We start from the raw sequence: 18,383 nt of genomic DNA, 5'->3' as shown, positions 1-18,383 counted from the left end.
CCCGGCGGGAAGCCGGGTTCAGGTGCTCCTCGGAAAAGGTCATATTCCGCGGGAGAGGAGCTGCAAATGAACCCTGCAAGAGCCGCCGATCCACGAGATCGACATCGTGGAGGCCTCTTGGGCAGGTCATAAATCAGCTGTGAAGGTGGAAGACCTTGTTCATGATTTGCCACTTCCCATCTGTCTTCAGCAGCGTGAACATGTCGGTGAAGCGCGATCCCTTCCAGTTGTCGATCTCCAGGCGCACGTTCGCGATCGTGCCGACGATGTCGATTTCCGAAATGCGAGATTGGATTCCGGTGGCGGCGCCGTTCTTGTCGTTCCAGTCGAACAATCCCTGAATAGGGCCTGCAAACAAGTCGGATCCGACATACCCGAAGATCGTAGCGTCCTTGTGAAAGGCGGGTTTCATATCGCTTCCCTTGCCCGACTTGGCGCCGTCCAGATAGTGTTGAACGACCTTCGTGATGGCTTCATAGTCGCTCAAATTCGTAGCCGTGCCACTCATCTTTTGCTCCCTTGTGATATCTAGCAGCAGCGCCATGGCCGTAGTGGAAAACGCCCGCCGGCGCCCCTAACTGCCGGCGCCGTCGCAGTAGGAGCTCGCCCGCAATTTCCAACCACAAACTAGTGAGACACGAGTGCTCCTCACAGCGCCGGTGCGAGCAAAGCGGATGGTACCGGTTCACGGCCAATGTTGAGCAGGTTGGCGCTCTTCCAGCGCGGTGCGTAAGCGCGCAATTTGCTTCGCGCAAGCGCAGGAGCCAGACATCATGGCCGGCTTCATTTCTTGGAGAGCGTCAAAGCACCTTGGCGAGCCTCGAAATTCCCTCTTCGATGGCCGGCTCCGAAAGTGCCGCAAACCCCAGCAGAAGATATCTGTCGCAATTCTCAAGGTAATCCGCGTCGCCGATATTCTGGTCGCGCAACGTGTAAACGCCGATCTGCTGCTTCAGCATGAGCGTCTGCAATTCGACGGCACTCGGCAAATCCGGCGGCAACTCCCATACCAAGTGCGTGCCGCAATGTACCGGATTTGTCTGGACGGATCCGATATGCTTTTGAAGCGCCAAAATCAAGCAGTCGCGCCGCGCCATATATGTTTTGCGGATTTTTCTCAGATGCTTTTCAAAGGCACCGGTTTCGATAAAATCGTTCAGCACCGCCTGCTCGAGCCAAGGAACGCCGGTGCACGGAAAGCCGTGATCAAGCAATGAAGCGGCGTGAACGGCTGGATTAACCAGATGCGGCGGTAGGACCATGTAGCCCACTCTCAGCCCTGGGCCGATGGAAGCTGCAAAAGAGCCAACATAGACGACCCGCCCGTAGGTATCGAGACTCTTCAGAGGTGGCGGCGGTGAGCCCTGATACCTGATCTCGGTGTCGAAATCGACTTCGACAATGTGAGAGTCCGTTTGATCGGCCCAGCTCAGCAGAATGTCGCGTCGGGAAGCCGACAGCATGACGCCCATCGGATACTGACGCGCTGAAGTGACAAAGGCGAGGCCGTTCCGGGACTGCGGCAAGTGTCTGACAACGATCCCGCTTTGATCGACAGGAACAGGCGCTATATGTGCGCCATAGGCCCGAAAAAGGTCCGCTGTTGTCCGGCAGCCTGGTGCCTCCATCGCCACTGTCGTACCCGCGCGGACGAACAGGTGGGCGGCGACATTCAACGCCTGCTGAACGCCGGTGACGATGACGATCTGATCCGGGTTGCATGAAATGCCGCGCGAAGCGCCAAGATACACGGCAAGCGTTTCACGCAAATCCCGAAGTCCCTTGGGCGTACCGGAATACGTCAAGTTGAATTTTGACGATTGCATGCGCCAATTCGTTAGGCGGCGCCATACGCTGCGCGGAAAGCAGGCCGGATCAGTGCTCTCGAGTGCAAAGTCGCAGACGATTTCACTGGCGGCCACGGATCGCTTTGCATCGTCGGCAACCGGAACGAACAAGTGAACCGGCTTATGGTAGGTGGCATCGTGGTTCGAAGCACTCGCAACCGAGAGAGAGTTGTCGGGAAGCGTCGTCGACACGTATGTTCCGGCGCCCTCCCGGGACTCCAGATAGCCTTCGGATGTCAACGTTTCATAGGCGAGTATGATTGTATTGCGCGAGACCCCGAGCTGCTCACTGAGGGCACGGGTACCGGGAAGGCGTGCACCGGGTTTGAGTCGGCCAGACACGATCAAACCGTGGATTTGCTTGAAAACCTGATTTTGCAATGACGCAGCGGATAGGTCAATTTCAAGAGCCAACTGCATCTGCTGCTCCATCGTTTGACAGCCGGTACTTAGCGAAGAGGCCTGTCGGTAAGTGCGTCTGTCAAACTGCTTGTTGCGATCAAAGCTCGTAGACAATTTGGGATTTCGGCACTCCCGGGTGGTAGCCCTCGGTCGTACCGGAGAGTAAGCCTACGGCCGGCCGGTGCTTGCTGCAAGCATTTCGGGAATTCTCGTGAATTTCTCCCGCGGCTTGCCGAAGGGCGTGCCGCGGGCCTTCTCTGCTTGATCGATCATTTCCCACCCCTGAAACGATACCGATCGCGTCGCCCGCTGCGCCAAGAGGAAAGCGAATGCCTCCCGGCCCGGCTTCTGCTGAGACCCAAAGGTCGGCAAATCGGCAAGAAGGGTCGCAACAGTTGCCAAGCTATCGGCCCGGTTGGTGCCGATGATGCCGGTTGGTCCACGTTTGATCCACCCGGCGACATAAACAGGGCATTTGCCGGCTAGTGTCATTTCGGCGCGGCCATTCTGGTTGGGAATCGTGCCGCGCGCATCATCGAAGGGAATGCCCTCTAAAGCACGACCGCTGTAGCCAACACTGCGGATCATGAGCCCGGCTTTTATGGACAGCGTCTGCCCGGTCCCGACCGCCTCCTGGCGGCCAGCGGCGCCAACGAGCCGCGTTCGCTCAAGAACGAGTTCTTCGAGTTTATGCTCTCCCCGCGCTTCTCTTGGGCTCAGAAAGAAGTGGATTCGGCAGCATTTCGGCTTCTCCTGCTGCCGCGAGGCGAAGCTCCGGAATGCATCGAAATTTCGTGCGCGGGTGGGCTCACGGACATCGGCCAGTTCAGATTTACAAGCGTCGCTCAGGAGCAGGTCATTGGGGTCTACAGACGGATCACATTCAGACAGTTGACCGAGTTCGCGCAACTCTTTGCTGGTGAAGCGCGACTGAACCGGTCCTCTGCGACCAATCAGATGGATTTCACGAATGCGGCTTTCAGCCAAAGCATCCAGCGCATGTGCTGCGATATCTGTCTTTCGCAGTTCATCCGGCGATTTGGCCAAGATGCGGCAGACGTCGATTGCGACGTTACCTTGACCAATGATAATGGCGGAGCCCCCCGAGAGATCGAACACAAGATCGCGGTAATCGGGATGTCCGTTGTACCATCCGACAAAGGACGTTGCGGCGTGACTTCCCTGAATATCCTCGCCGGGAATACCAAGCTTTCTGTCGGTCGCTGCTCCCGTCGCAAGGATCACTGCGTGGTAGCAATCTGCCAGCTCGCGCAGGGTGAAATCTTTGCCAAATGTGACGTTGCCGACAAACGAGAGACGGGGATCCCGAGCGATCTCCGCATAGGTGTTGGCGACGTCCTTCAAGCGCGCATGATCAGGTGCGACACCATAACGAACCAAACCATAAGGGACCGGGAGCCGTTCGAGAATATCGACCTCGGTTGTGTGCTCGGACTGCAGCAGCGCTTCGGCCGCGTAGAAACCGCTTGGCCCGCTGCCAATGACTGCTACCCGTAAGGGGTTGTCTGCTGATCCAATTGCGTTCACGGCGACCGGCTCAATGTGTCTAGCTGGGACCGTAGCCGAGGGCGGCGCGCCGCTCCTCGGCGCCCGCTAAGGGCGTTTGCTTACTCCGGATCACAGGTGTGTTGCCGGATTTGTAAGCGTTGATTTGAACCCACATCTGCTGGTCCTGCGAAAGGTCCGCGCTTTCGCTGATCGCGTGAACCGGGCAGGCCGGAACGCAGGCCGCACAATCAACGCATGCGATGGGATCGATATACATGCGATGATCATCCCCGTGGAAGCACGCTACCGGGCAGACCAGAACGCAATCCGTGAACCGACAGTCGCTACAGTTCCCAGTAACCACATGGGGCATGGTCGCTCCTCATTCGAACGTCGTTTTCGCAGTGCATCAGCCGCCCGTCGCGGCCATGATTCGTGAAATCTTCTCAGGCTTCTCATTGAACTCGTGGCGCTCCGGCTTTAGGCTCATGGCCGAGCGAAGTGCCCCCACTATCTCGTCGTCGCTGACGCCGCGACGCAAGAGTGGGCCGAATGCCAGCTGCTCACGCTGACCCAGACAGAGATACATTGTCCCGTCGACTGCCAGCCGCACGCGATTGCAGGTGGCGCAGAAATGTTCAGATAGCGGGGTGATAAAGCCGATGCTCAATCGTGCATCTGGCGTTTTCATGTACCGGGCCGGTCCGCCGCCGGGCACGTCGGCTGCGACGAGACCGCGCTCTTGCTGCAGGCGGCGCCGGACAGGTTGGAGGTCGAGGTATTGGGCATTCCGGCCTGTTGCGCCCATCGGCATCGCTTCGATCAGACGAAGAACAAATCCCTGCTCGATGCAGAAATCGACCATCTCATCGATTTCATCATCGTTCACGCCCCGCATCGCGACCATATTGATCTTGATCGGCGCGAAGCCGGCTTGTTTCGCCGCCTCGAGACCGGCCAAGATATCGGCGAGGACATCGCGGCCGCAGATTGCGGCGACGCGCTCGGCACGCAGAGAATCCAAGCTGACGTTGATGCGCTGTACTCCGGCCTCTCGCAGAGGTGCGGCGAGAACCTGCAAGCGGGTCGCATTGGTGCTCAAAGATAGGTCGTCGATGCCCGGTATTGCCGCAAGTCTTGCCGCCAGATTCGGCAGGTCCCGCCGAACGAGCGGCTCTCCACCCGTGAGGCGGATACGCTTCAGTCCACGAGGAGCCATGATCGAGATCAGGCGCTCGATCTCATCGAACCGTAACCAGGACGCTGGTTCCTGAAATCCGCGGAATCCGCTTGGGATGCAGTAGGTGCAGCGCAAGTCGCATCGGTCGGTGACCGAAAGCCGCAAATACTCAATTCGGCGCCCGAATGTGTCTACCAGGAGTGGGGCTTGCGATTTCATATGATGCCGCCGCGATTTCATGTCGACACGCAATGCGCACAACCAGGGATTCACCGATGATCGGTCCCTGGGCCTGGCCTGGTGAAGTACCGGTGCAAATGAAAGGTCTGAGTCCGGAGCGAATGGCAAAGGCGAGCCGGCACCAAGAGATTCGGGGCAACCGGTACTCAATTCGATTGAGTCGTTGGATTTAACTACAAAAGGCCGCTCTTGGTGACCGTAAGTCCCAAGCGCAGATTTCCCTTAACCGGACGGTAGAAGGAATATGCCGATGTCTGCCAGCATCCAAACCAAAGAGGCGAGCACGAAGGAATTCTTTGGCGGTTGCCCCCACGACTGTCCTGACACCTGCGCAATGATTTATACGGTGGAAGGTAACAAACTGGTCAACGTCCGCGGTAATCCCAAGCACCCGATCACGCGCGGCGGCTTGTGCGTCAAGCTCAACGACTACGCGGATCGCCATTACAATGCCGATCGCGTGCTGTATCCCCTGAAGCGCAACGGGCCGAAGGGCAGCCGGGCCTTCGTGCGGATCAGCTGGGAACAAGCGCTCGCGGAAATTAAAGATCGCTGGACGAAGATCATTTCAAGCAATGGTGCAGAGGCCATCCTCCCAGTCAGCTATCTCGGCAATGAGGGCCTCGTGCAGGGGCTGACGGTCGGCGATGCCTTCTTCAACAGACTCGGCGCTACCGTTTGCGAGAAGACCTATTGTGCATCGGGTTCTTCCACCGCTTGGCTCCTCACGGTCGGGCCCACGAATGCGTTGGATCCGGAAAGCTTCGCCTATTCGAAATACATCATTATCTGGGGCTGCAATTCCCTTAGCACCAACCTGCATCATTGGCCCTTCGTCACCGAGGCGCGTCAAAAGGGTGCAAAGGTCGTTGTTATCGATCCGTACCGGTCGCGCACAGCCAAGCAGGCCGATTGGCATATCGCGCCGAAGCCCGGCACCGACGGCGCTCTCGCTATGGCGATGATCCAAACGTTGATCGCCGAAGACCTGGTCGATCACGATTATGTCGACAAGTATGTTCTTGGTTATCCGGAGCTCAAGGGGCACGCGGCAACCTGCACGCCGGAGTGGGCTGAGAAGATCACCGGCATCCGTGCCGATGACATACGCAAACTGACGCGCGAATACGCGAAGTCGCGCAACGCCTCGATCCGCATCGGTGTGGCGCTTGAGCGTACCGCAGGCGGCACCCAGGCCATCCGTGCTGTCATCGCGATTCCCGCCTTGACCGGTGCCTGGAAGGACGTCGCCGGCGGCATCTATCAAGCACCGCTATGGGAATTCCCCGTAAACTTCGGAGCGATTTGTCGCCCCGATTGGATCAAACCCGGCACGCGGGTGGTAAATCTGCTCAAGCTAGGCGAAGCGCTGCTTGGCGAGACCAAGCTTGATCCGCCGATCAATTCGATCATGGTCTACAATACAAATCCCGTGACCCAGGCGATGGACGTCGACAAGATCGTCCGAGGGCTTCAGCGCGACGATCTATTCACTGTCGTCGCCGATCATTTCATAAGCGACACCGCGGCTTACGCAGATATCATCTTGCCGGCGACGATGGCCGCCGAACACGATGACATGATGTTCTCCTGGGGACACTACTACCTCACGCTCAATCAGAAGGCCATTGAGCCGCCCGGTGAGGCCTGCTCGAATGCAGAAATCTTCCGCAGGCTTGCGAAGACGATGGGATTGACCGACCCCGAGTTCCTGAAATCGGATCTCGAGTTGGCCGAAAGCACGATCGACTGGACCGCGCCGCAGGTAGCGGGTGTCGATATGGATCTTCTGCGGAAGCAAGGCTTTGCCAAGTTGAACTTGGGTCCGGCCGATACGCGAACGCCTCACGCAGAGGGAAATTTCAAGACGCCGTCGGGCAAGTGTGAGATCCTGCTGACCGGTGCCACAAATTTCGTGGCACCGCCGTTTCGCCAGCTTTACAACGAAATGCAAAGCGGCGAGCCGATCGAACCGCTTCCCGGCTATACCAGGCCCTATGAGAGTGCGGCTGACGAACCTGAACTTGCCAAGCTTTATCCTCTGAGCATCATAGCCCCGAAAAGCCACGCATTTCTCAATACCAACTACGCCAATGAACCCAAGAAGCGGAGACTGCAGGGAGATCAGTTCGTTCTCCTTAGCCCGCAGGACGCCGCTGAGCGTATGATCGAGCACGGCGACAAGGTGAAGGTGTACAACAAGACGGGCGGCTTCCACGGCGTCGCCCATATCACCGATGACGTTCAGGCCGGACTGGTTGTCGCTACTGTCGGCTATTGGCGGACGCATAACGAAGAAGGTACCGTCAATAGCGTATCCGCAGCTCGGTTCGGTGGGATGGGCAACTGTCCTACGTTCTCGGACAATCTCGTTCAGGTGGAGCGGATCGTGGGCAGGAATGCCGCACGGAGCATGTATGAGCCTGAGCCGGTCGCGTTGGTGAGAGCCTAGCCGTCTGACAACATGCGCTTGTGGGTCCGCAGCTTGATAGTTGCGGGCCTGCTGGCGGGAATAATCAGCATGACGCCGCACCTAACACGGCGTTAGAGGAAATACCGATTGCCCAAGGCTCGCAAAATTGTCCGATCTCCGACCGCTTGGCTTGGGATCGACGAACCAGCCAATGTTCCGTTAGAAGCAACAGTGTCTTTCCAGTAACGGCTCTTCAAGTCAGTGACGACTCGCATTAGCCTGACGGCTTAGATCTGCGTATCGTGGCTGCTCGCGCCGCAGGTTCGTGTGAGCGTCTGGAGAGCTGCAATGCAGGAGAATGTGCCGCTAACGATCGGTGTCGATCACGTAGGCCTTACCGTAAAGGATCTTGCACTGACGCGGAAGTTCTTTTGCGATTGCCTTGGTTGGCGGGTTGTTGGAGAGGATCCAAGCTATCCAGCAGCCTTCGTATCGGACGGAAATGCCATTGTGACACTCTGGCAAGTCGAGGATCCGGAGACCTGCGTGCCGTTCGAGCGCCGCCGTAATCTCGGTCTGCATCACCTTGCGTTGAAGGTTGTGGATCACAAGGCGCTTGACGCATTGCACGCGTGTGTCGCGGCGTGGCCTGGTAATGAGATTGAGTTTGCGCCGGAAAGGTCGGGCAAGGGTCCGAAATTCCATTTTATGATACGAGAGCCAGGCGGCATCCGGATTGAGTTTGCCTGCGTGTCTCCCGCCACCGGTTAGCCGAGCTCCGGTTGGTGAACGCCGCTCCGGCGATCGATCAAGTTCCTCTCTAGTGATGCCCCGTTCCGTCGTGCCAAGCCCGGCGTGTCAAAAGGAAGACCTTCGTGAGAAGTCCTAAGATTCTGGTTCTTGGTGCCGGGGGCATTGGCGGCTACTTTGGCGGCCGTCTGGCCGAAAGTGGTGCCGATGTCACGTTCCTCGTCCGGGAAGGACGGCGCAAAATCCTCTCCGAGCAAGGGTTACGGCTCGAGAGCCCATTCGGGGATGCGCAGTTGGCTGTGAAGACAGTGGTCGCGTCCGAAGTGGCACCGATTTTCGACGGAGTAATTCTGACCTGCAAGGCATACGACCTCGATGCGGCCATAGCGACGATCGCGCCGGCCGTGGCACCGAGCGGCTACGTCTTGCCATTCCTGAATGGTATTGCCCATATCGACCTCCTGAACCAAAGATTCGGTCAGCGCCGCGTGCTCGGTGGTACTGCCAAGATTCAAGCAACCCTCACGCCGAGCGGCGCGATCCGCCAATTCAACGATTGGCGGACGCTCACTTTTGGCGAGCAATCTGGCCAGATGACGGAACGCGTGACAACGCTGGCGGCTCTATTTGCTGCTGCGAAAGGCGTCGAAGCCTTCGCGGTAACCGACATCGTGCAACGGATGTGGGAGAAGATCGTCCACCTCTCGACGGCTGCTGCGATGACCTGCCTGATGCGCGCGAATGTCGGCGAGATTGTTCGCACTCCCTATGGCCGTGAGCTTTTCCTTGAACAGCTTCGGTGCGGTGCCGCGGTGGCAGCCGCCAACGGCCACGCGCCTAGCGATAGCTTTATGAAACTGTGGGAAGAGACGTTCTCGCAGCGGGAGTCGCAATACGCGACGTCGATGCTGCGCGACGTCGAACGCGGTGGGTCGACAGAGGTCGATCACATCCTGGGCTTCATGCTCAACAAGGCGATCGACGCCGACATTGAGCATCGCACATTGATGCTTGCCTATACGCACATCAAGGCCCTCGAGCAGAGACACGCGGCAGCCCGTCTGCCCCGATCGCACGCTATCACGCTACAATAGCGCACGTGAACTGCACTGCGAGTGCCGCAGATGGTACACGTCAGACCCTCGCATTGATTGAATTGATCCGTGAAGCGACAAAAGACCAATCGCTTTCGGCGATAAGAGGATCGTGTTTATTCGTTTGACCTTCGCGAACACGGGTGATGAAGTTTATAAAGAGGGTGTCTGTCACTACCGACATCAGTTGAGCAGCATTTTGAACCTAACGCCGGTTATCACATGCAGATTTACTTGGATAACACGCCGTTGGGTCTGTATTGCGGCTGGCTCGCTCGCATGTTGCCAGAGGTGCCCGACGGCGGCTTCATTGGAGGTTACGTCTTATGCCCATGACGATGGCCGGAGAGGTCCAACTTGCCGCGAACCGGGAAACTGTGTGGGAGAAACTGAATGATCCGGATGTTCTAAAGGTGTGCATTCCGGGCTGCGAAGAGCTCGTGAGGTCGGCGGACAATCAGTTTAGTGCAATTGCAAAGATGAAGGTCGGCCCAGTCTCGGCGAGATTCAAGGGGCGAGTCACTCTGAGCGATCTCGTTCCCCCGAGGAGCTACCGGATTTCGGGCGAAGGTGAGGGTGGGATCGCAGGATTCGCTAAGGGCGTCGCCACGGTCGCGTTAGTCGCGAACGAGGAAGGTACGTTGCTATCCTATGGCGTAGAGGCGCAGATAGGTGGCAAGCTGGCGCAGTTGGGTCAGCGCTTGATCAGCGGGTCGGCGAAGAAGATCGCCGACGAGTTCTTTTCGCGCTTCGCAGATGTAGTCAAAGGTCAAACCCGCTAACTCTTTAGTGTATCTGCGCTCCGTCGTTCCTGGTGGGCCTGCGGCGATCGTAGGGGCCGCGCCGGTCAGACGACCTCGGACACGGCCTTGCGGATGGCTTTCTCGAACGCCTCCGGCGGCTGGGCTCCGGTGATTAGGTAGCGATCGTTGACCACCACGGCGGGAACGCTGCTTATCCCTGCTCGATGCCATTTTTCTTCCGCGTCGCGCACCTCGTCAGTGTAGCGCCCTGAGGTGAGCACATCGCGCGCAGCCGCGCCTTCAAGGCCAACAGATTCAGCAGCGGCGACGAGCACGCTGTGGTCACCGGGATTTTGCATGTTGGTATGGTAGGCGGCGAGCAGCGCGCGCTTCAGCTCTTCCTGCCGCCCTTCGATCCGAGCCCAGTGCAGCAGGCGGTGCGCGTCAAATGTGTTGTAGAAGCGGCTTTCGTCGGTAGTCACCATGTCGAAGCCAACTTGCGCGGCGAGAGCGTGCTGGCGCTCACGGTTCGCGATCGCCTGCTCGCGCCCGACGTTGTATTTGCGTGCCACGTTGTCGAAACGGCTCTCACCCTCCGGCGGGATCCCTGGATTGAGTTCGAAGGGCTGGAAACGGATGTCAGCCGTCAATTGCCCTTCAAATCGCCTCAGGGCAACATCCAGGTTTCCTAGCCCAATTACGCACCAGGGGCATGACACATCAGATATGAAGTCGATCTTGACCGTCTTAGTCATGGAAATGTCGCTCGCTATTCGCTTGGTCACGTTTCGGGGATGCCACGCGCCCCCGAGCTCATTAGCTAGATAGGGTGACTTAACCATCGGATGAACCGTTGCGGACAGAAACACACTCTTCCGTAGATCGTTACACTCATGTGCTTTTCGGCCGGACACATAAGCGGGTTCGGACACCGGCCGGAAGCAACGGCCACCCAAAGCCAGACGTACTAAATTACGCTGAGGGACATAACCATTCATTCTGGGGGCGGCAAACGCGGTTCGATCAAAGAACAAGCAGTTCTCCAGGATCGCTTGTCGATCACGTCGATAATAGGTAGGGCACGGCACTGCTGCTGCGTCCTCCCCGTCCGTAAGCGAGCAGTCGGCAAGGAGATTACGGTTGGTTGACGCCTGGGTATGATGGCCTCTCGTATCGTCGCCTATGATCTTGCCAAAAAGCGAGATAAAGGGGCTCGCTGCAGAACGGAGATCCAGGCGCCGCGTAGATTGACATGGTCTCATTGGCTGACGAGCGAAACACTCGAAGAAGCGGGAAAGGCCCCGATGTCATTCTACTGGTTGATGCCGCGCAACTGATTGCGTCGCCTGAGGCGTCTATCAAATTGGCGCGCCGTATCGAGGAGTTCGAAATCGGTTGGTACGAAGAGCCCGTCATGGGCAGCAATCCGCATTCAGAAGCCAAGGTTGCCGCGGCTATCAATATCCCCGTCGCCACTGGCGAGTACACGTATAACCACCAGGGCATCTTTGAACTGCTGCAGCTCAAGGCTGCAGATATTCTGATGCCTGATCTGCAAAGGATGGGCGGGCCGACGGAGTTCCTAAAAGCCGCGGCCATTTGCGAGGCATTCGATATCCCTGTGTCTTCCCATGTCTTTCCGCAAATGAGCCTCGCGCTCATGGCGTGCGTGCCCAACGCGAGCTATCATGAATATATTAATTGGTTCGACGCGCTCTACCAGGAGCCGCTGGTGAGGGACGAAAGAGGCGCAAGCATCGTGCCTAACAGGCCGGGTTGGGGCTTCGCCATCGACCCGTCCGTATTGGCGGACTGATGCTCCCGGCGCTGATCTTTCACGCGCTGGCTGCAAACAAATCCCATCGACCGGGGAGGCCTTTGAGTTCATATGCTCCCCGCTCGTCAAATTTCAGTGCGGCTCCCGCTACGAGATCCGAGACGACGCGGGATACGAGGACCTCCTCGGGCTCCGAATTTGCCATGACACGGGCCGCCGCGTGAACTGCGATACCACCGATATCGCGGCCCCTGACCTCGATTTCTCCCGTATGCAGACCCGAACGCAGGGGCAAGCCAATCTGCTTGGCTGCGGCCGAGAATGCCAGCGCGCAACGTACAGCACGACCTGGTCCGTCGAAGGTTGCGAGAATGCCGTCACCGGTGCTCTTGATCAGGCTGCCACGGTGTCTTTCAACCATCTGGCGTGCCAGCTGATCGTGACTGTCCAGCAATCTACGCCAATTCTGGTCGCCCATTTCGGCAGCGCGACGAGTTGAATCGACGATGTCGGTGAACAGCACGGTCGCCAGGATGCGCTCCAGATCGGCCGATGCGGTCTCGCGATGCCCGGTGATGAACTCTTCAATATCACCGAGCAACGCCTCTACGTCGCCTGTCCAGAATGCATGATCCCCGCCGGGATATTCGATATATTTGGCGTCGGGAATTCGCGCAGCGAAGTCGTGTCCCAAACGGACGGGGACCAGTGCGTCGGCTGTCCGGTGCAGCACTAATGTCGGGACCCGCACAGCCGGAAGGATATGACCGACGTCGATCTGGAAGTTTAACAATTGGGTGGCCTTCATTGCGCCGGGGCTCGCCGACAGGCGCTCAAACTTGGCAAACTTCGCGACAGCGTCAGGGTCGGACGCCCTGCTGGATATCACACCTTTCATCAGGGCACCGGTCCCCCAATTCTTCATCTGCTCCTGAGCGATCACCTCTGGATCAGCGTCCGTAAAAAGATCCCGGTAGCGGACAAACGCTCCGAACAAAGCGAGGTGCGAAACGCGCTCGGGGTAGGACGCAGCGAACATTGCGCTCATTGCGCAACCCTCGGAAAATCCGAGCAGAGCCGCGCGCTGTGCGCCGACGGAGTCCAGAACAGCTCGCACGTCGTCCATGCGCTCTTCGAGCGTAGGGGCGCCTGAGATCCTGTCCGACAGTCCTTGGCCGCGCTTATCAAAGGTGATGACGCGCGCGAATTTTGAAAGACGTTGCAAGAACGCCGTATACCCGGACATCTCGTGCAAGAACTCGACATGCGAAATGGCACCGGGGATGGCGATGATATTGATGGGGCCATCCCCCATGGTTTGATAAGCGACACTTATGTCGCCGCTCATCGCGTACCGTGTCAACGGTAGTTCTGAATAGCTCATTTGATGGCCATCCCCAGTGGTCGTAGCTCTGTCGGCTGCATGATAACACCGCCCAAATTGCTGCGCGAGGCTTGTTCGGGTCATTCGCGTCGTTGTGAGGACGTCGAGTGTCGGCGCGAAGTAGACATTCGGTGTAACACGGTGCCCGAAAGCGCTATTGGACCAAACCGTTCGCGCGACCTCGAGAATGCCGAGTAATCTGAATGAGAGATATGGCTATCTCGGAAAAGCGTTTGATAGCGATACCGGTCGGTGCCTAGCGTGAATTCGCTCGAGCGCAAACCTACGACGCAGATAAGCTAGTGCAGTGGAACGAGGGCGTACAAAATCGCCGAAGCTGTTCCGTTGTTGGGACCGTCAGAGGGACGGCGTGCGCGTCATCTTAACTGACGAGCTGGCGACATGCCCAAATGCAAAAAGCTGGAGCGATGTCCAAGCAAGAGGGAACAGAATGACTGGAATCGTCCTCTATGGTTTCGACGGCAGTACGTATGTCCGGACAGTCCGGATGCTGCTCGCCGAGAAAGGTGCGCGATACGAACAGGTGCCAGTGAATGTACTCAAGGGTGAACCGCGCCAGTCCGAGCACATGGCGCGCCATCCTTTCGGTAAAGTGCCGGTGCTGGACCACGATGGCTTCCGCATCATCGAAACCGGCGCTATCGCGCCATATCTGGACGAGGTGCTGCCGGGCCCGTCGTTCACGCCGGATAGTTCGAAGGACCGAGCGCGAATGCGCATGGCGATGGGCATCATTGATTCCTATGGTTATGGCGCGCTGATCGCTGCTGCTGGATATCACTTGTTTCCCGACCTGATCGGCGGGCGGAATGAAGAAGCGAGAAAGCAAGCGATTGTTAGCAGCCGTCGGGTACTGCAGGAGCTTATGAAAATTCGTGGCGGTAGTGCCTTTATCGCGGGCGAGCGTCCCTCACTCGGTGATTTCTACGTCGCTCCGATCTGTTGCCTCGTTTCACTGACCCCGGATGCTAACGAAGTCTTCGCGGTAGACGGTTTCGCCCGATGGTGGGAGCAGATACAAACAACGCCGAGCTATCAGGCGACAGCGCCCCGGTTCGGCTGGGATTTGTTGTTTGCTGCCGCAGCGGCGGGTAGGGGTGCGAGCTGAGGCGGGCAAGCCGACCTCAGAGGTTGCGGCGGATTTCACGGACGCCGCAACCGAGCCTCCGGCGCAGCAGCGGGCGCAGAGTCACGCCTTCAGCTTAGCCAACTTCAGCGGCGATCTGGTCGACGCTGGCGTGGCTGGTCTTGAGCAGATGCACGGGGCGTTGATGCGACAAAATCTATGACCATTTCCTATCATTAGTCGCTGCCGGACGATTTCGATATCTCTCTCTGAACACAAAATCCTGGAGCATATCGCAAGGCACGCTCGGCGTGCAGCCCGCCGCGCTGCGAAGATGATTGATCTTCGTTCGCGCTCAAGCGGCGAAAATCGACCTGCGACTGCGCTTGACTTGCTAAAGCGCGGTGCCACTAGTTGTGCCTTCAAGAGTTGCAGAATGGTGCCGCCGGCGCGTGCCCGCTTCAAGCGGCTACCTTCCGGCCGTCAATTTGTCCTGCGTTTTCGTCTCAAAATCGCTGGCGTCATGTCGCTCATGCAGTTGACTTGAGGCGTCGCCAGTGACGCGGTTGACCATTCGCCCGCGTTGGACGGCCGGCCGCTCGGCGATCGCGTCTACCCAGCGCGCAATATTCCTGTACTCCTGTGCTTGAAGGAACTCAGCCGCTCCGTAAAGCCAACCCCTCGTCAGGCCAGCGTACCAGGGCCAGGCGGCGATATCGGCGATTGTGTAGTGGCTGCCAGCGACAAATTCGTTCGTTTCGAGCCGCCGGTCGAGCACGTCGAGTTGGCGTTTCGTTTCCATGGAGAATCGATCTATGGCATATTCGATCTTGGTCGGCGCGTACGCGTAAAAGTGGCCGAAGCCTCCGCCCACGTATGGCGCGCTTCCGGCCTGCCAGAACAGCCATGATATGCATTCGGCTCGTGCACCGGGTTCGGTCGGCAGGAAGGCGTCGAATTTCTCGGCCAAGTATATCAAGATGGCTCCGGAGTCGAAGACCCGGATCGGCGATGGTCCGCTTTGGTCCACCATGGCCGGGATCTTGGAGTTCGGGTTCAGCGCAACGAAGCCGCTTCCGAATTGATCGCCGCGGTCGATTCTGATGAGCCAGGCGTCGTATTCTGCGCCGCTGTTGCCGAGCGCCAACAGCTCCTCAAGCAGGATGGCGACCTTCACGCCGTTTGGCGTTCCCTGGGAATAGAGTTGGATGGGGTGGCGGCCGAGTGGGAGTTCCTTGTCGTGCGTCGGGCCGGCGACCGGTCGGTTGATGTTTGCGAACCGTCCGCCGTTCGGCTTGTCCCAACTCCAAACCTTCGGCGGCGCATATTCGAACGAGGAAGTCATTCTCAAAACTCCAGGTCTTTCCTCACCGCAAGTCTAATCGCCAGTGCGAGACAAATCGCATCGATCACTTTAGCGTCTCCCTCCGGCGAGGGCCGCCTTGTTGGATTAGTCCAATTGGTGCGTAACAGTCCTTATGGACAGCCATAAGCGCAGTACTCAGCTTGAACGGCTTGAGGTGGTCGAGACTGGTCGCCGGCGACGCTGGTCGGATGACGAAAAGCTGCGGATCGTGACCGAAAGCTTTCAAGCGCCGCGCGCGATATCGTCGACAGCAAGACGCCATGGCATATCACGTTCGTTGCTGATGACATGGCGGCGCTCGTTCGGTCCCGAGCCGATCAGCCCTCAAAGCGAGCAATCCGGCTTTGCGCGGGTCGTCCTTGCCGCTGAGGTCGAGCCGGCGGTTGCTGCCACAGCGACGAGCGGGCAGATGGTGATCGTCGTTGGCCGGGATCGTCGGGTGATTGTCGATGCGGGCGTCGATGCGGCCGCCCTGGCGCGGGTGCTGCAGGTTCTGGAGCGTCGATGATCCCAGTCTCTTCGAGCGCACGCATCTGGATTGCGACCGGCTACACTGACATGCGCAAGGGCATGCAGGGTTTGTCATTATTGGTGCAGGAAAGCCTTGGTCGCGATCCGTTCGCCGGAGATGTCTTCGTGTTCCGCGGACGCGGCGGTTCGCTGATCAAGGCCTTGTGGCACGATGGAATTGGATTGTCGCTCTACGCGAAGCGGTTGGACCGTGGCCGTTTTGTCTGGCCGGCGACGGTGGGCGGTGTGGTGGGGCTGAGCGCGGCGCAGATGAGTTATCTGCTGGAGGCGATCGACTGGCGCAATCCGCAGCACACGTGGCGGCCACAGAGCGCAGGATAGGCTCAAAAAAGTTCTGAGGTGCGGAAGAAAAGACGCCTCAAATCGCCTCTTTTGTGATTCCATCGGGGCCATGGGTGACGGCCTTGAATCGCTGCCAGACGACATCGAAACGCTGCAAGCGGCATTGATCGTTGCTCGGGCGGAGGCTGCGGCCGCCCGTGCCCGGCAGTCCGACGACCAGGCGTTGATCGCCCATCTGAAGCTGCAGATCGAGAAACTCAACCGCGACCGCCATGGTCCGCGCTCGGAGCGTACCGCGCGGCTATTGGATCAGCTTGAACTGACGCTGGAGGAGCTGGAGAGTTCGGCGACGGAGGACGAACTCGCCGCCGAAATGGCCGCGGCCAAAACCACGAAGGTGGCGTCGTTCACGCGCAAGCGGCCGTCACGCCAGCCGTTCCCGGAGCATCTACCTCGCGAGCGGGTGATCGTGCCGGGACCTGTGGCGTGCGCCTGCTGTGGCGGCGCGCGGCTGTCCAAGCTCGGCGAGGACATCACCGAGACGCTGGAGGTGATCCCGAAATCCTGGAAAGTGATCCAGCACGTCCGCGAGAAGTTTACTTGCCGTGATTGCGAGAAGATCAGCCAGGCTCCGGCGCCGTTCCATGTGCTTGCCCGCGGCTGGGCGGGGCCAAGCCTGCTGGCGATGGTGCTGTTCGAGAAGTTTGGTCAACATCAGCCGCTGAACCGGCAAGCGGAGCGCTATGCCAAGGAGGGCGTGCCGATCAGTCTGTCGACCCTGGCCGACCAGGTCGGCGGCTGCACCGCGGCGCTGGCACCTTTGTTCAAGCGCCTCGAGGCCTACGTACTGAGCGCCGAGCGATTGCACGGGGACGACACCACGGTTCCGGTCCTGGCCAAAGGCAAGACCGACACCGGCCGGATCTGGGTCTATGTGCGCGACGACAAGCCTTTTGGAGGGCAGGCCCCGCCGGGCGCGGTGTTCTATTACTCGCGCGATCGGGCCGGCGAGCATCCCCAGGCTCACTTGGCCAACTACAGCGGAATCTTCCAGGCCGATGCCTATGGCGGCTATGGCAGGCTTTACGAACCGGGCCGCAACGCAGGTCCGATCCTGGAAGCCGCGTGCTGGGTCCATGCCCGGCGGCCGTTCTTCGTGATGGCTGATCTGGCCGAGAATGCGCGTCGCAAGGCTCAGGGCAAGAGGCCGGCAGTGATCTCGCCGCTGGCGCTGGAAACAGTCCGCCGGATCGACGCCCTGTTCGAGATCGAGCGGACCATCAACGGTCAGAGCGCCGAAAGGCGCCAGGCAGTTCGCCGGGAACTCAGCGCGCCGCTCGTGGCCGATCTGGAAGCCTGGATGCGCACACAACGCGCCAAGCTCTCGCGCAGCAACGATGTCGCCAAGGCCATGGACTACATGCTCAAGCGCTGGAGCGCATTTACCCGCTTCCTCGATGACGGCCGCATCTGCCTGTCCAACAATGCGGCGGAGCGTGGCGTGCGCGGCATCGCTTTAGGTCGGAAGTCGTGGTTGTTCTGCGGCTCGGATCGCGGCGGCGAGCGGGCGGCGGTGATGTACAGCCTGATCGTCACCGCCAAGATGAACGACGTCGATCCGCAAGCCTGGCTCGCCGACGTTCTGGCGCGCATCGCCGAGCATCCCGTCCAAAGGCTCGACGAACTGCTGCCATGGAATTGGCGCTCTGCCATCCGGAACGTTGATCAAGCCGCCTGAGCCGAAAATGACCCGCGCGCGGTCTTCGCCGGATGCTTAC

The 18,383-nt window shown here is 59.0% G+C and carries 17 protein-coding genes; 9 read left to right on the top strand and 8 right to left on the bottom strand.

Annotation, left to right across the window (positions count from 1 at the left end; translation table 11 throughout):
* Positions 1-133: 133 nt before the first annotated feature.
* The 5 genes from UB31_RS11905 to moaA form a co-directional block, all read right to left on the bottom strand.
* Entirely contained in the window at positions 134-508 is a 375-nt protein-coding gene (locus UB31_RS11905) for a nuclear transport factor 2 family protein (protein ID WP_044999901.1), read from the bottom strand.
* A gap of 292 nt (positions 509-800) precedes the next feature.
* Positions 801-2,267 (bottom strand): MocR-like pyridoxine biosynthesis transcription factor PdxR, encoded by a 1,467-nt coding sequence (gene pdxR / locus UB31_RS11900; protein WP_044999900.1) that lies wholly within the window; start codon positions 2,265-2,267, stop codon positions 801-803.
* A gap of 150 nt (positions 2,268-2,417) precedes the next feature.
* Positions 2,418-3,797, bottom strand: a complete 1,380-nt coding sequence (locus UB31_RS11895; RefSeq protein ID WP_045011020.1) for an FAD-dependent oxidoreductase — start codon at positions 3,795-3,797, stop codon at positions 2,418-2,420.
* A 19-nt stretch (positions 3,798-3,816) separates the two neighbouring features.
* Complete coding sequence (locus UB31_RS11890) at positions 3,817-4,035, bottom strand: 4Fe-4S binding protein (protein ID WP_245305549.1); 219 nt, start codon at positions 4,033-4,035, stop codon at positions 3,817-3,819.
* A 132-nt stretch (positions 4,036-4,167) separates the two neighbouring features.
* Positions 4,168-5,211, bottom strand: a complete 1,044-nt coding sequence (gene moaA, locus UB31_RS11885) for a GTP 3',8-cyclase MoaA (RefSeq protein WP_197087388.1) — start codon at positions 5,209-5,211, stop codon at positions 4,168-4,170.
* 217 nt (positions 5,212-5,428) lie between these two features.
* Here moaA and UB31_RS11880 point away from each other — a divergent pair, with 217 nt between their 5' ends.
* From UB31_RS11880 to UB31_RS11865, 4 genes are all read left to right on the top strand, one after another.
* Positions 5,429-7,630 (top strand): molybdopterin-containing oxidoreductase family protein, encoded by a 2,202-nt coding sequence (locus UB31_RS11880; protein ID WP_045006635.1) that lies wholly within the window; start codon positions 5,429-5,431, stop codon positions 7,628-7,630.
* Positions 7,631-7,939: 309 nt separating this feature from the next.
* On the top strand, positions 7,940-8,362 hold the full coding sequence (locus UB31_RS40400; RefSeq protein ID WP_082078494.1) for a VOC family protein: 423 nt from the start codon (positions 7,940-7,942) through the stop codon (positions 8,360-8,362).
* A gap of 104 nt (positions 8,363-8,466) precedes the next feature.
* Positions 8,467-9,435, top strand: coding sequence for a 2-dehydropantoate 2-reductase (locus UB31_RS11870; protein WP_045006615.1), 969 nt, complete (start codon positions 8,467-8,469; stop codon positions 9,433-9,435).
* A gap of 326 nt (positions 9,436-9,761) precedes the next feature.
* Positions 9,762-10,217: an SRPBCC family protein gene (locus UB31_RS11865; RefSeq protein ID WP_045006614.1), complete on the top strand. Its 456-nt coding sequence runs from the start codon at positions 9,762-9,764 to the stop codon at positions 10,215-10,217.
* A 65-nt stretch (positions 10,218-10,282) separates the two neighbouring features.
* Here UB31_RS11865 and UB31_RS11860 read toward each other — a convergent pair whose 3' ends face one another.
* Positions 10,283-10,933 carry a DsbA family oxidoreductase gene (locus tag UB31_RS11860; RefSeq protein WP_045006613.1) on the bottom strand — a complete coding sequence of 217 codons (651 nt, stop codon included), beginning with the start codon at positions 10,931-10,933 and terminating at the stop codon, positions 10,283-10,285.
* A 506-nt stretch (positions 10,934-11,439) separates the two neighbouring features.
* On the opposite strand from UB31_RS11860, the gene UB31_RS11855 reads away from it, so the two are divergent.
* Entirely contained in the window at positions 11,440-11,994 is a 555-nt protein-coding gene (locus tag UB31_RS11855; RefSeq protein WP_210168180.1) for an enolase C-terminal domain-like protein, read from the top strand.
* A gap of 19 nt (positions 11,995-12,013) precedes the next feature.
* On the opposite strand, the gene UB31_RS11850 is transcribed toward UB31_RS11855, so the two are convergent.
* On the bottom strand, positions 12,014-13,339 hold the full coding sequence (locus UB31_RS11850) for an adenylate/guanylate cyclase domain-containing protein (RefSeq protein WP_045006612.1): 1,326 nt from the start codon (positions 13,337-13,339) through the stop codon (positions 12,014-12,016).
* A gap of 451 nt (positions 13,340-13,790) precedes the next feature.
* Between UB31_RS11850 and UB31_RS11845 the strand changes: the two genes are divergently transcribed.
* The gene (locus UB31_RS11845; protein ID WP_045006611.1) at positions 13,791-14,468 is read left to right on the top strand and encodes a glutathione S-transferase family protein; all 678 of its coding nucleotides are present in this window, start codon (positions 13,791-13,793) and stop codon (positions 14,466-14,468) included.
* A gap of 427 nt (positions 14,469-14,895) precedes the next feature.
* Here the strand turns inward: UB31_RS11845 and yghU are convergent, their stop codons facing one another.
* Complete coding sequence (gene yghU, locus UB31_RS11835; protein WP_045006609.1) at positions 14,896-15,771, bottom strand: glutathione-dependent disulfide-bond oxidoreductase; 876 nt, start codon at positions 15,769-15,771, stop codon at positions 14,896-14,898.
* A gap of 133 nt (positions 15,772-15,904) precedes the next feature.
* Between yghU and tnpA the strand changes: the two genes are divergently transcribed.
* The 3 genes from tnpA (at position 15,905) to tnpC (ending at position 18,343) form a co-directional block, all read left to right on the top strand.
* The gene (gene tnpA / locus UB31_RS11830) at positions 15,905-16,300 is read left to right on the top strand and encodes an IS66-like element accessory protein TnpA (RefSeq protein ID WP_044999804.1); all 396 of its coding nucleotides are present in this window, start codon (positions 15,905-15,907) and stop codon (positions 16,298-16,300) included.
* On the top strand, positions 16,297-16,644 hold the full coding sequence (tnpB, locus tag UB31_RS11825) for an IS66 family insertion sequence element accessory protein TnpB (protein WP_044999806.1): 348 nt from the start codon (positions 16,297-16,299) through the stop codon (positions 16,642-16,644). Before tnpA ends, tnpB begins: the two co-directional genes overlap by 4 nt.
* Before the next feature lie 70 nt (positions 16,645-16,714).
* Complete coding sequence (gene tnpC, locus UB31_RS11820) at positions 16,715-18,343, top strand: IS66 family transposase (protein ID WP_044999807.1); 1,629 nt, start codon at positions 16,715-16,717, stop codon at positions 18,341-18,343.
* Positions 18,344-18,383 lie beyond the last annotated feature (40 nt).

Source organism: Bradyrhizobium sp. LTSP849, from assembly GCF_000938255.1.
Taxonomy (GTDB): domain Bacteria; phylum Pseudomonadota; class Alphaproteobacteria; order Rhizobiales; family Xanthobacteraceae; genus Bradyrhizobium.
Note: the sequence above shows the minus strand (reverse complement) of the source record. Positions and strands in the feature narration are given on the sequence as shown.